Source organism: Rhodopirellula sp. J20-39, from assembly GCF_057365095.1.
In genome coordinates this window covers 300320-313420 of record NZ_CP195123.1, presented here as the reverse complement: position 1 = coordinate 313420, position 13101 = coordinate 300320, and the positions used below count along the sequence as shown (strand labels likewise).

The window sequence follows — 13101 nt, the reverse complement described above, 5'->3', positions numbered from 1 at the left end:
CGGCATTGGTGTCGAGACGATGATTCTTGTGCGCCATCAGACGCCGCTAATGGGATACAGTGTGTCGCTAAGTGCCGAAGAATCTTGTTTACAGTTAAATTAGTGATGACCGATGACTGAGCGAAGTTTTCTACAATTTCAAGCATTCCCAGCCGGCGCGTTGATGTTTGTGATCGTCATGGCCCATGCTGCCACCGGTCAGGAGCCGACTTCGGATCATACGGAGACACCGGCAACGAAACCTCCGGCTTTGGAAATCACCGTTTTCGATCCTCAGTCGGCTGGCTGGAATCAGCTTGGGGCTGGTGATTTTGAACGGGTCAACGGGGACGATCTCACACTCGTCTTCAGCGGGGATGAAGCCACGGGGTATGAGGCACTGGGTAGTGGCACACCGATCGGAGTGACGCGGACCAAGAAACAGTACATCAATTTCGAGATGGTGATCGATTGGATGCATCTCAAGCCAGGAGGCAATTCAGGCGTTTTTGCCTGGGTTCCCGCCGCCGCATTGGAAGGGCTGCCACCTAACAAGTTGCCCAACAGCGGAATCGAAATTCAGATGCTCGACCATGACTACGCGAGGCAATATCGTGAAAGGTCGGGGAAGGAACCGACTTGGTTCACTAGCAACGGCGATGTCTTTGCCGTGGGGAAATCCTCGATGAAACCTTTTGAGCCTCTCTCGCCCAATGGATCTCGCAGCTTCCCTACTCAGCAAACCACTCATGGAAGTGGCCATTGGAACCGGTACTACATTCGCGGGATCAATGGTGAGATCCGTTTGTGGGTGAACGGTGTCGAGGTGTCCGGGGGCCGAGACTGTTCACCGTCGCAGGGCTATTTGTGTTTGGAATCCGAAGGCAGCCCGATCCGCTTCAAGAATATTTGGGTGCGAGAGTTGCCATAACCCAGATGTATGTTGGCGACGATCTCGATAGTAACCTGCTCGCTTTAACTCGTATTGCAACGGAGTGATTGCAATGTCTGATCAACCGAATCCCTACCAGGCTCCTGAAACGACTGACTCCGCAGTTGCTGAGCCGTTGCCGGAAGATGCCGGGCGTTATGTGGCCTGTCCGAATTGTGGTCAGATCGCGGCCAAGATGGTTGGGATGACTTGGTGGGGCGGGGTGTTGGGGCCGAAGCTGCTCAAGCACGTTCGCTGCACTCGTTGCGGTCGTGCCTACAACGGAAAAACCGGCGGTTCGAACCGGTGGGGGATCGCGATCTATTTGGGAGTGAGCTTTTTACTCGGTGCGATCGCCTTTGTCATTTTGTTGAGTTGAGCGGCACCGGAGTATCAGCAATTTTCTAAGGCGTATGACGCGTCAGGCTGACCGGGAAGGCTTACGCGAGCTCTTCAAACAACATTCGCAGAGCGCGAAGATGCTCGTCGTTTTCTCGTTCCAGATCACTGGCGTTGGTTGTCATCGCTGGGGCCGCGGCGAGAGGTGTTGACGCCAGGGCGGACGGGTTCGTCGCCACTGAGCTGGATCCGATCGGCACCGCTTCATAGTTCTCAAACGCTTGGCTGTGTTCAAAGCCTCTAGCGATGCGGCTGGTTCCATCGGCACCGGACCACTGGGTCAATGATTCGCTGGCATGCCAGGTTCCATTCGGGTCATCAACATAAATACGAACGGTGTCGTCACCGCCACGCGACGCGGTCGCTTCTACACTCTCGAATCCCAGTGCACTGGCGCGATAACCGGAACTGCTGATCAACGATCGAGTTTGCGAGATCGACATGATGTCGTTGCCCGCACTGTCGCCTAGGTCGGCGTGGTCATTGCCACCGGTTTCGGCATACGCAAAGACGCGTTCAAAACCAAATGCGGCTTGAAAATGATCCCCGCCCCGCATCGAGCTGAATTGCGGCCGGATGACCAATTGGTCGTCGTATTCGGTATCGGTCAGGTGTGCGGTATCGCTACCGCCGGCGGTGGCATGAACGTATAGTTTTTTGACCGCTTCAAGCTCAAACTGGAATCCGACGCCGCTAAGCAACGCTTCGTTCTGGGATGAACGTAGCTCGTCGTTGCCGTCGGAATCATAAAGCGTGGCTCGGTCTTCGCCGCCTCCGCCGATGAAGCTAACGTTTTCAAATCCGCGCAGTTCAATCACCCCGCCGGCAAACGCGATTGTGGAAGAACCCGCATTGGCACCAGTGGTGGGACGCAGTGTGATTTGCTCGTTACCGGTTGATCCGAAAATCTGGAGCGTGTCCGAACCGGCACCGGCATCGATGACAATGGTGCCGTTGTCCATGCTGATCTGGTATTGCCCACTGGCATCCGTCAGCATCGGTGAGTTTGCATTCACATCACCGGACAGGATCTGGCGTAAGTCGAGTTCCAGGTTGTCTGTCCCCGAGCCGCCGTCGTAACCCGTGATTGTTTGAACTGGATCGGGAATCGGTTCACCAGCTTCATTACCCGGGTCGGGATTGTTTGAGTTGTTGGTGCCGAAATCAATAGCAGCTTCTAAGTCGAGTGATCGGTAGGAGACGCCGGTAGTGGGATCAATCCGTTCCACCGAGGTTTCTTGCATGCGCTGCAGAATGCTTTGCGAGGTCGCTTCGATGCCCGCTTCTTGCATGGCCTGTCGAACGATCGCCGATGCGGCCGCGACTTGAGGACTGGACATGCTGGTGCCGCTCAACGAGGTGTAATCGTTGACATATCCATCGTAGCCAAGAACGTGCTCGGGCACGCTGCTTTCTAATTGCTGCCCTTCGGCGACGAACATGTCATCGGCACGCTGTGAAAATCCGCTGAGGTTACCGTTGGTGTCGATGGAACCGACGGCGGATACCCAACTGCTCGATGCGGGATACATCAGGTCATCGGCATCGGGCGATAGTTTGACTTGCCCATTGCCGGCAGCGGCGAAGACGAGAATATTGTCTTCGTATAGAAGTTGTAGTTCGTCTTCGAGGAGGCCATAGGCGTAGTCGCGATTGGCGTCCGTCAGTTCCGAACCGAGCGATAGGTTGACGGTAGTGATGGGGAATTCAAACGAGTCTTGGTTGTCGTACACCCATCGCAACGACTGTTCGATCCAAGCCAGATTGCCGTTGCCAGCATCATCGAAAACACGCAAAGCGACTAAGTCGGCGCCCGGTGCGACTCCGCGGAACGTATCGCCTTCAATGGTTTCGGTCATCCCACCGGCCAGTCCGGCGACATGAGATCCGTGGTATCCCGAGGGGGCATCGTCATACGGGTCGGCATCGTTTTCAGCAAAGTCCCAGCCACCGACGACTCGGTAGCCCGAACCAAATCCGGTTTGGCCTGATTCGTTCGCGAAAGCGTAGTGGTCGTAAGCGATACCGGAATCGATCACGGCAATCGTTTGTCCGTAGCCGTCCAGTCCGCTGCCTGAGCCAATTCGTGCGGCTTGGTCCAGAAGCGAATCACCATCGCCGTTCGGATCGGTGTTCAGAATGGATTGTGCGAACGCTTGATCGAGCGTGGATCCGGTCGTCGGTGATGCTGACGAATTGAGCGGTGCGGCGGGATTCAGAATCGCGGCGGCAATCGGCAGGTCGTTGAACGCTTGGTTCGCGACTGCGATCGGGGCGGTCGTCAGTGCAGGAGTAGCCGGGCAGGTGGGCAAAAACTCTACCGGGTCGATCGCGGGGGTGCTGTTGGCGTCGTCAACGGCGTGATCTTGGGTCGGATCCGCCAATGGAGCCAGCCACGCACCCATGAAACTGGCTGAAAGTGCCAATCTTGGTTCACAGTTTTCGATTGCCGCTGGCGAAGCGTCCAGTTCGCTTGGATCAGTTTTCATGCCGAAGCTTAGGTCATGATTCTCGCGGAGGCTCCCGAAAGCATGACCGATTTTACCTAATCGAACCTTCCTTATTCCTGGTCGAGTTCACAGAGCGGTTGTACCGAATGAAACTATCAGTCAGGCGGCACGCGTAGGCAACGCGGACTGACTCCGATGTCCGTGGAGCCATATTTCAGGGTGAGATGACGATGCCACTCAAAAAACTTTGGAATTCTTTGTGTGGCCGTTCCGCCGAGAAAGAAACTTCCACCCACGAAGCGACCGCCCAAGCGGTAGTCGCGAGCGTGGAAACGACTCAAGCGGTCCAGGCACCGGTTCGAGCGACTGCAGCGCCGCAAAAGGCTCCTGTAGCCAAGAAAACGACCGCGGCAAAAACGACCTCGAAAAAGCAAGCGTCCAGTGCGCCGGTGACCAAAACTCCGGTGGTCGCCGCGCCAGCCCGTACGGCACCTGCGCCGTTGCGGCGGGTCTTGTCGATGGTCTCGCAAGGCCAGCATGACGCCTTGTTGAAGATTCTGAAGCGACATCAGCCCGCCAGTATTCTGGAAATTGGCGTGGGAGATGGTTCTCGGATGCCCGCTATCTTGTCGACTTTGGCCAACGAAGCGGACCCGCAATCGCTGGCGATCAAAGCTGCTGTGATTGACGAGTTTGAAATGGGTAACGGTGAAGTGGCAATGCGCGACTACCACCGTCAACTCAGCGGTTTGCTGGTTCGTCCAGTGATCTTTCCTGAACCCGTCTCGCGTGGACTGTTAAGCGTTTCCAATCGGCTGGGCCGGATGGATGTGGTTCTGATTGACGCTGCGGTCGCGACCGAACAAGCCGACGCGCTTGCCGAGCGATTGGTGAAGGTGCTTCACGATAGCAGTATCGTGTTGAGCAACGAGTCAGGCAAATGGGCTGAACGCAGTGCCGCGAGTACCACTCGCCGCGCCGCTTAAGGAGCGACGACAACCTCGTACGAACCTCGGTTGTCGGATCGTTGGTATAGCCCGTCTTGGCCGGGGACATCGTGAATTCGAAATAGCAGCCACGAGGGTTGCTTGACTTCGATGGTTGAGGTTTCGGCGCCGGATACGCCGCCGATTTCCAGCGAGGTGAGTTTGTTGTCTTGTCCGCTGGGGATGGGTAAGACGCACCATTGCAGTTGTCCGATTGGATGCCCACGATGGTATTTCACCGTCACGCCCTCGGGACCACTGGTCCAATCACGTCGCTGACCCGGGTTGTCGACTTCGCTTGCAACGGATTCCTCATTCACGATTACACAGGTTCCCGAACCGCGAACTTGTAGTCGTGTGCCTTTAGGGAACCAGGCGCCCACGGATTGCCAACCCAGTCTGGCATCAATCGCATGGGTAAGACGAGTCTTGTTGTAGCGAGGATCGTCCACCGACAATTCGACGCGGCTTGATTTCGGGTCAAAACCATATTCAAGATCGTTCAGCCAGAGTTGCCAACGGGCTCGGATGACGGGCCATTGTTGTTGAAGCTCGCGATAGAACTTGGTCGTGAAGGCCGGTGTTTGATCGGCTCCATTGCGAGCCGCTTGGACGAAGATATCTCGCGTGTCGGGATAGTGGGTCAACATCAACGCGGCCGCCCAGCACCAAGTGTAAGACTCGACATCGCCCGCCAAATTCATTGGCAACTTCATCACGCTTGCCAGCGTTGGCAATCGTTTCGCCTGTCGAGTTTCGTCGACTACCCGGTACCGACCCCACATCGGTGATTCCCGACGCGTTCGGGGAAGATCATTGATTAGGAATTGATCCGATGTTTGTGCCAACAAGCCAGCCGGACGGCCGTTGAGATTGCTTTGCCGATCGCGGTGGGTGGCCAGCAATTCAGCGGTGCCCTCCATGTACCAACTCGGGCCGCCACCGTTGAATAGCTTGATCGCTAACGCGTGAACGCCTTCATGCAGGATCAGATGCCGGTTGGAATAGGTCGTTGATTGGTAGTGAACCCAGACGGCTGCAGGGGAGGCGAACCCATAACGAAACTCAGGCACGCTGGCCGGTAACACGCCCGTGGAACGAAACGCCTCTTCGTTCCGCATCAAGTAACCGTCGATCTTCCAGCCCTGGACGCGATCCACCGGCACGCCCCAGAACTCGCACCATTGAGGCACCGCCGCATCAAACGAGCTGACGAATTCGGTCAACGTTGCTTCGTCGGCGACGTCGCTGGTTAACCGCAGATGAACACCTTCGCGGGTCAGCATGTCCGCATGGATCGATTGGGTCGGTGCCAGGCTGATCCCGAAACACAGCAAGATCGCTGCGAAGGAAAGGCACTCGGATCGAAAGAAGTGGTGAATCAAATTCATCGCTCCATCATAATCGAAGTCGCGATCTGTTCGCATTGGCTGAGATAACTTCCGCCAAACAGGTTCAGATGATTCAGCAGATGGACCAGTGTGTAGATGTCGCAACGACGTTCCCAGCCGTTGGGAAGCGGGCTGACGGAGTTGTAACCTGCATAAAAGTCGTGACCCACACCCCCGAATAGCCGGATCATTCCCAGTTCCGCTTCGGGGCAACCGTGATAAACAGCGGGGTCAATCAGCGTGACGCTGGCGTCATCGGTGAACAGGACGTTGCCGCTCCACAGATCACCGTGCAACAGCGAGGTTTGGTCGATTCGCCCGGACAGCACGTCGGGCAGGCAATCAATAATTGCCTCAATATCACGAATCAATCGGTCTGAAGCACGGTGGGACTGAGTCGCTTGGCTCAACTGCCACTGAAGCCGGTGTTCGGCAACGAAGTCGTTCCACGTCATCGCCGGGGTGTTGATTTGACGTGCTGCGCCGAGGTAGTTGTCGGATGGATATCCGATCTGATTGGTTGAGCCGGCTTGATGGAACGCAGCGATGATTTGTCCGTACTGGTGTTGTGAGATCGGGGTATCCGATGCTTCCAACCATTCAAGTATCAAATAGGCATGTCGTCCGATCGTTTCAACAACGATGGGTTCGGGAACGTGTAATCCGTCCACACCGGATGCCACTTTCGCTAACGCTTTCAACCCGTCCACCTCGGCACGAAAGTTGTCGAGGAAGGTGGCATCGTTTTGCTTAACGAAGTAGCTCTTGGGTTTGTCGTGATTGTGCTCGTCGTTAATGGATAAGGCGGATACCCGAAACGCTTGGCTGATGCACCCACCACCGACCTGACCAAGAACCTGAAACCGTGAGGCGTCCGGTAAGAGTGTTGCCAACGCTTCGGTGATCGATTCAGTCATGGTTCACGTCTGCTCCGACTGGATCCGCTGCCGGCGTTTCGCTTTCGGTGAAGTTGCCCAACGTTCGTAGCAAAGCCAGCGTGGCTTCGGTTTCTTCGGTCACGATTGAGTCCGCACCGGCTTTTCGCAAAACGGCGACATTGGATTGATACCGACAACGAACGATGAGTTTGGCTGACGTCTTGGTTCGCCGAATGGTTTTCAAAATCCGCAACGCTACTCGATCGTCGGGGACGCAGATCACGATAACCAAACAACCTTGGACGTCGGCCAACTCCAAGATTTGTGGATTGCTGGCATCACCGGCGACGGTTCGAAACCCAGCCTGGGTGAAGGAATGGAGATTGATGGGACTGAAGTCGATCAAGCACACGTCTTTGCCCATCGTCTCGAGTTGAGCCGTCACACGGGTTCCGATTGGTCCGGCACCGATGACGATGGCCCGGCAATTCGCATTATCAGCCGAGCTTGTAATCAATTGCTTGACATCGTTTTGGCGTGTTTCGCGAATCATCCGCAAGCCGGCCTGCAAAAGGGCTGGTGCTAGCAACATCGAGCCGACGGAAATGGCAACGACTCGCTGGTATTGGAGCTCGGTAAGGATGGTTGATTCCAGTCCGATCAAGACCACGACGAAAGCGAACTCACCCACGTGCGCCAGTCCAATTCCCATCGCGAAGGAGTTTCGCCATGACAGTCCGGTCAGGAATAGGGATACCGAAGCGGCTGCCGTTTTAATCGCGATCACCGCTCCCAAAGCCGCTCCCATTAACAACGGTTGTTCCCAAATTAATCTTGGATCCAGGATCAGTCCCAAGCCGACAAAGAAGATCGCCGAGAACGTCTCGCGAAAGGGCAAGAACAAGGCGTCAATTTGCGTTGTCCAGCGATTGCCGTTGAAAATCAATCCGGCGGCGAACGCACCAACGGCGGGTGGCAGCCCGACTTGGGAGGCCGCTAACGTGAACCCGCCCAGCGAGACGAGCGTGAACAGGACCACGATTTCTGGGCTGCGGAAGCCGGCGAGCCGAGGGATTACCCACTTCGCTAGGATATTTCGTAAGACGACGATGCTGGCGACGAAAAACAACGACACCAACAACATCCATGCGTACTGGGACGCTTCGGTATTCTCCCCGTCGCCCGCCAACATGGGCATCAGCAACAACAGCGGTACCAAGGTGGCATCCTGGAAAAGCAGGATTCCGATTGCTAGCCGGCCGTGGGGCTGTTGGGATTGCCCCCATTCGGAGAGCGATTTGAAGACCAAAACGGTGGAACTGAACGCGATCGCGGTGGCGATCAAAACGGCCGGCCGCCACTGCATCTCCAAATACATCAATCCAGCCGCAACCGGGACGATGACCAGCACCATTTGTACGAAACCGCCGACGACAAAATGACGCCCGAGGCGTAGGAGGTCATCGATCGAAAACTCGAGTCCGATCGAGAATAGCAGCAGAAATACGCCCAATTCTGCGAAGTGCTCAAGTTGGTGATGTTCATCCTGGACCCAGCCCAGGACTCCCTGGCCGAGCAAAACCCCGACCAGCAAATAGCCAATCAGCACCGACGAACGAAGCCGCCGACACATGAGCGAAGCGAGCAGGCCACCCGCCAGAATCAGCAGCAGGTCATGGACGAGCGTTTCTGTCATTGAGGCAGTGCCGCTTGCGGACGATCGTTCACGACATATTTTCTAAGCAAGTTGACCGCCTTAAAGGACTTCAAAGACAACGCTGTGCGGAGGTGCAAAACAGAGGCAGATTCTTCCCTGTTAACGGCATTCGCCAAAAACCCTCCGAAAGAGTATCCTGCCGCTAAAACCGGTCCCGTTCACCTTCGTCCTATACGACGTATGAAACAAATACGCAACTTTTGTATTATCGCCCACATCGATCACGGCAAATCGACCCTGGCCGATCGTTTGATTCAATCCTGCAATGGTATCAGCCAGCGGGAATTTCACGATCAAATGCTCGATTCGATGGACATTGAACGGGAACGAGGGATCACGATCAAGAGCAACACGGTCACCCTGAGCTACACCGCTCGTGATGGCCAGGACTACCAGCTTAACTTGATTGACACGCCCGGGCACGTCGACTTTTCCCACGAAGTGCGGCGTTCACTGATGGCCTGTGAGGGCGCGTTGATGGTGGTCGACGCTTCCCAGGGCGTCGAGGCCCAAACGGTTGCCAACCTGTATCTGGCCATGGAATACGACCTCGAGCTGCTGCCGGTGATCAACAAGATCGACCTGCCGGCGGCCGATGTCGAGCGGGTTCGTGAGGAGATCGACGAGGATTTGGGGCTCGATCCATTCGTCGCGATTCCAGTTTCCGCCAAGACGGGACAGGGCATCGAAGACGTTTTGGAAGGAATCGTCACACATTTACCACCGCCAACCGGCGATCCCAAGGCACCGCTGAAGGCGCTGATCTTTGATGCGTTTTTCGACAAGTACCGTGGCGTGATCCTGCAGTGCCGGGTGATCGAAGGCACGCTTAAGCCCAAGGACGATATCCGCTTCATGCACGCCAAGCGTGACTTCACCGTCGACGAGTTGGGGTACAATCAATTTAAGTTGGTGCCCAAGAAACAGCTGACCGCCGGTGAAGTGGGCTACATTGTGGCCGGTGTGAAGTCGGTGCAAGATATCGAGATTGGTGACACGATCACGCTGGTCGATCATCCCGCTGATGCGCCAATCCCAGGCTACCAGCCCGCTCGCCAAGTCGTGTTTTCGTCGGTCTATCCGATGAGCACCGATGAGTATCAAGACCTCACCAAGGCGCTCGAGAAACTGGCGATCAATGACGCCGCGTTGACCTACGAAAAAGACAGTTCAGCTGCGCTCGGTTTTGGCTTCCGTTGTGGCTTCTTGGGACTGTTGCATCTCGACGTGATCCAAGAACGGTTGCAGCGAGAATTCGATATCGGGTTGGTCATCTCAGCTCCTTCGGTGAAGTACGAGCTGAAGTTCAAGGATGGCCAAACCATGGATATCGACAATCCAAGTAACTGGCCTGACCCTTCGACAATCGACTCGGTCAGCGAGCCCTACATTCGGGCACAGATCCTGATTCCCGAAGACTACGTCGGGCCGGTGATGGAGTTGTGCCGGGAACACCGCAGCGAAAGTCAAACAATGAACTACCTGTCGGCCGGTCGGGTCGAGGTGACCAGCGAAATGCCGTTGGGCGAAGTGTTGTTTGATTTTTATGGCAAACTCAAGATGATCACTCGAGGTTATGGTTCGTTTGATTACGTGCCGATCGAGTATCGAAAGACGGACATCGTCAAGGTCGACATCCTGGTCAACCGTGAACCAGTCGATGCACTGGCGTACTTGGTCCATCGCGATAAATCACGAGCTCGTGCACTGCATTACTGCGAACAACTGGCCGAGGCGATTCCGCGTCACCAATTTAAGATTCCTATTCAAGGTGCAATCGGCGGAACCGTGATCGCGCGAGCCACCATCGCGGCGCTTCGTAAAGACGTGACGGCGAAGTGTTACGGCGGTGACATTTCGCGTAAGAAGAAACTGCTTGATAAGCAGAAAAAGGGGAAAGCCAAGATGAAGCAATTCGGCAGCGTCAACATCCCTCAAAAAGCGTTCATCTCCGTCCTGCGAGCGGACAAGGATTAGCCGTTTGAGTTTGGCATTGATATCGCCGTCGTGAATCCGTCACGATGATTGGGTACCGGTAACAATCGCCACTGTCCAGGCTGCGGCAATCAATGCGAGGGTTGTGATCCCGGTGGCCCACTGGAAAGTGGTACTCGCGAGCCAGCGTTCGGGGACGCGGCAGGCGAGCCAGCCGACTAACAACCCGGCGACGAATCCGGCCACGTGTGCTAACACGTCCGTTCGTTCGCCTTCGGTGCCCAAATAGGCGAGCATGATGACGCCGGCGATCAATGGCATGTATCGCTCACGGGCGTTTTGTCGCGACCCCGGTCGAGGCACGATCGCGTGAGCGACGAGCAATCCTAAGCCCGCGAACACGGCGGTGGACGCACCGATGGAGCTGTGGTCGGCGTGCCGCATGATGGCATTGAATGTGTTGCCAAGGGCACCAGCGGAGACGATGGTCAGCCAAGCCAATCCACCACCTAAAATACGACCGGCCAGGAACCCGAAGAGGGATCCAAACAATAGGTTTGACGCCAAATGGCCGGTGTCGGCATGTAGTGTCAACGCCGAAACGGTTTGCCAGATTTGGCCGCTCATCACATCGCCTGCCCGCAATCGGCCAACGGATTCCCAGGGCCATCCGTATGCGGACACACGTGCCAGCAGGTCGATCGAGATCAGCGTTAGCACGTACACCAAGACGCCCCAACCGGCACCCGCCAAGACTAGCTGTCGAGGCTGGGCCACCACCGAATCGCTGGATCTTTCCAAACTATAGGCTTCCAGTTCCGCCAGGGCCCGGTCGTGGTTGGGGCTGCCGACCTCGACTTGCCATTGGCCGTCGTGTTGCGTCAATACCGCAGGAATCCCTACGGATTCCAAAACCAACCGCATCTCTGAGCTTTCGTGACGGCTTCGGGACTCGAATACCGATGACCGGCTCGATGCAGGAAGGGTCATTCGATTGAGTTCTCTGAACGAAATTTGCCAAACGGAAACAGTTAAACGCTAGATTAGAGGCAAGTATCCGGTCTTGGGGGAGTCCACCGAAGTGTTCATTCGTCGAAAGAGCGTTTTCATTGGCGGGTTAATTGTCGTTTTGTCGTGCCTTGGTTTAGGTCGGGGCGGGGCTGAGTCACCTGACGCGGTCATCGAAACGCCAGCGCAACGACGATTGCATCGGATTTTGACCGGCCGTAGCGACAAGTCTCGTAGCAACATGATCGCCAAACTCTCGGTGGCACGAGAGGACTTGCACCGCGATATCGACGTCGTCATTCGAGCGACTCGCGATCTGATGCAGCAGCGAGCTGACGAGATCGGTAATCAGGATCCCGCCGAGATCGAAAGCGAACTGGGCAGCGTATCGGATCTGCTTTGGGTGGTCAGCGTTAGTCCATCGCCACAAGTAGCGCCGCTGTTGATTGATGCCGTGAAGCATTCCGATCCGATCATTGCCATGACCGCGATGGACGTAGTCGGGAAGTTGGGGCTCGATGAGGCAATCGATTCACTCGCCGAACAGATCAAGCGTCCCGTTTTCGAGCAGCGATATGCGTTCCGATTTGCGCTGATTCGATCAATCGCCAATCTGCACCATCCACGAGCTATCGAATTGCTGGGGCGATTGGCAGGACAACTGGATGGGCAACTTCGACATGAGGTTGTTGAGCGATTGGGCCAAGTCGATATCCGTGACTTCGACGGGGATGCGGATGAACTGGATACATGGCAAGCGGCGCACCCGATCAGTGCCCTGCTCGATCGAGTTTATTTGGATGTCGAACCACCGGCCGAATCCGATCCGGGCGACGGTGGGCTGAAGCTGCAAGCGGTATCGTCGACCTCGCAAGATCGGCCGAAGTTGGTGAAAGGCCAGTACTATGGAATCGACCTGACGGCCGCGCGGATGTTGTTCATCATTGATTGTTCGGGAAGCATGAATGAACCGGCCCATTATGGCACAAGGTTGCAGGCTGCGAAGGCCGAACTGGTCCGCACCATCAACGGTTTGTCTGACGATACCGAGTTTGGGTTGATGATCTTTGATACCACGGTGAATCTGTACCGTGACGAATTGATTCCGGCATCCAAAGACAACAAACGCGATGCAACCGCATTCATCGAACGCGTGCGATCCGGTGATAAGACCAATACCTATGGGGCGTTAGTGCAGGCGACCCAATTTGATGATCAGCTCGAAGCGGTGTTCATGTTAACCGACGGGCAACCGACGTTCGGTGAGGTCAAACGGCCCGACCAAATCATCGATCGGATCGTTCGTCGCAATCAAACGCGGCACCTGAAATTTCACACGATCGGGATCGGGCATCTTGGCAATACGGCGATCTTCTTGCGAACACTAGCCGATGAAACCGGCGGTGAGTTTCGCCAGGTGCCGTAGT

Annotated in this window: 10 protein-coding genes; 5 read left to right on the top strand and 5 right to left on the bottom strand. The window is 55.8% G+C overall.

Going from position 1 to position 13101, the window contains the following annotated elements:
* The first annotated feature begins 112 nt into the window (after positions 1–112).
* Both ACR3ZL_RS01030 and ACR3ZL_RS01025 read left to right on the top strand, forming a co-directional pair.
* Complete coding sequence (locus tag ACR3ZL_RS01030; protein WP_473649739.1) at positions 113–910, top strand: 3-keto-disaccharide hydrolase; 798 nt, start codon at positions 113–115, stop codon at positions 908–910.
* Between the two features lie 73 nt (positions 911–983).
* On the top strand, positions 984–1289 hold the full coding sequence (locus ACR3ZL_RS01025; RefSeq protein ID WP_473649740.1) for a hypothetical protein: 306 nt from the start codon (positions 984–986) through the stop codon (positions 1287–1289).
* A 61-nt stretch (positions 1290–1350) separates the two neighbouring features.
* Here ACR3ZL_RS01025 and ACR3ZL_RS01020 read toward each other — a convergent pair whose 3' ends face one another.
* Positions 1351–3798 carry a S8 family peptidase gene (locus ACR3ZL_RS01020; protein ID WP_473649741.1) on the bottom strand — a complete coding sequence of 816 codons (2448 nt, stop codon included), beginning with the start codon at positions 3796–3798 and terminating at the stop codon, positions 1351–1353.
* Positions 3799–3989: 191 nt separating this feature from the next.
* Here ACR3ZL_RS01020 and ACR3ZL_RS01015 point away from each other — a divergent pair, with 191 nt between their 5' ends.
* Entirely contained in the window at positions 3990–4745 is a 756-nt protein-coding gene (locus ACR3ZL_RS01015) for a hypothetical protein (protein ID WP_473649742.1), read from the top strand.
* On the opposite strand, the gene ACR3ZL_RS01010 is transcribed toward ACR3ZL_RS01015, so the two are convergent.
* The 3 genes from ACR3ZL_RS01010 to ACR3ZL_RS01000 are packed head-to-tail and all read right to left on the bottom strand — an operon-like array spanning position 4742 to position 8710.
* On the bottom strand, positions 4742–6136 hold the full coding sequence (locus ACR3ZL_RS01010; RefSeq protein ID WP_473649743.1) for a hypothetical protein: 1395 nt from the start codon (positions 6134–6136) through the stop codon (positions 4742–4744). The two genes, ACR3ZL_RS01015 and ACR3ZL_RS01010, sit on opposite strands and share 4 nt — an antisense overlap.
* Complete coding sequence (locus tag ACR3ZL_RS01005; protein ID WP_473649744.1) at positions 6133–7053, bottom strand: fructosamine kinase family protein; 921 nt, start codon at positions 7051–7053, stop codon at positions 6133–6135. The genes ACR3ZL_RS01010 and ACR3ZL_RS01005 overlap by 4 nt, the downstream gene beginning before the upstream one ends.
* On the bottom strand, positions 7046–8710 hold the full coding sequence (locus ACR3ZL_RS01000) for a cation:proton antiporter domain-containing protein (RefSeq protein ID WP_473649745.1): 1665 nt from the start codon (positions 8708–8710) through the stop codon (positions 7046–7048). The genes ACR3ZL_RS01005 and ACR3ZL_RS01000 overlap by 8 nt, the downstream gene beginning before the upstream one ends.
* Positions 8711–8911: 201 nt before the next feature.
* On the opposite strand from ACR3ZL_RS01000, the gene lepA reads away from it, so the two are divergent.
* Positions 8912–10708, top strand: a complete 1797-nt coding sequence (gene lepA / locus ACR3ZL_RS00995; protein WP_473649746.1) for a translation elongation factor 4 — start codon at positions 8912–8914, stop codon at positions 10706–10708.
* Positions 10709–10747: 39 nt separating this feature from the next.
* Here lepA and ACR3ZL_RS00990 read toward each other — a convergent pair whose 3' ends face one another.
* Complete coding sequence (locus ACR3ZL_RS00990) at positions 10748–11656, bottom strand: rhomboid family intramembrane serine protease (RefSeq protein ID WP_473649747.1); 909 nt, start codon at positions 11654–11656, stop codon at positions 10748–10750.
* A 91-nt stretch (positions 11657–11747) separates the two neighbouring features.
* On the opposite strand from ACR3ZL_RS00990, the gene ACR3ZL_RS00985 reads away from it, so the two are divergent.
* On the top strand, positions 11748–13100 hold the full coding sequence (locus ACR3ZL_RS00985) for a VWA domain-containing protein (protein ID WP_473649748.1): 1353 nt from the start codon (positions 11748–11750) through the stop codon (positions 13098–13100).
* Position 13101 lies beyond the last annotated feature (1 nt).

Coding starts and splice junctions, on each gene's coding strand:
- ACR3ZL_RS01000 (WP_473649745.1), bottom strand. CDS start 8,710: ATGACAGAAACGCTCGTCCATGACCTGCTGCTGATTCTGGCGGGTGGC.
- ACR3ZL_RS01010 (WP_473649743.1), bottom strand. CDS start 6,136: ATGAATTTGATTCACCACTTCTTTCGATCCGAGTGCCTTTCCTTCGCA.
- lepA (WP_473649746.1), top strand. CDS start 8,912: ATGAAACAAATACGCAACTTTTGTATTATCGCCCACATCGATCACGGC.
- ACR3ZL_RS01020 (WP_473649741.1), bottom strand. CDS start 3,798: ATGAAAACTGATCCAAGCGAACTGGACGCTTCGCCAGCGGCAATCGAA.
- ACR3ZL_RS00990 (WP_473649747.1), bottom strand. CDS start 11,656: ATGACCCTTCCTGCATCGAGCCGGTCATCGGTATTCGAGTCCCGAAGC.
- ACR3ZL_RS01005 (WP_473649744.1), bottom strand. CDS start 7,053: ATGACTGAATCGATCACCGAAGCGTTGGCAACACTCTTACCGGACGCC.
- ACR3ZL_RS01030 (WP_473649739.1), top strand. CDS start 113: ATGACTGAGCGAAGTTTTCTACAATTTCAAGCATTCCCAGCCGGCGCG.
- ACR3ZL_RS01025 (WP_473649740.1), top strand. CDS start 984: ATGTCTGATCAACCGAATCCCTACCAGGCTCCTGAAACGACTGACTCC.
- ACR3ZL_RS01015 (WP_473649742.1), top strand. CDS start 3,990: ATGCCACTCAAAAAACTTTGGAATTCTTTGTGTGGCCGTTCCGCCGAG.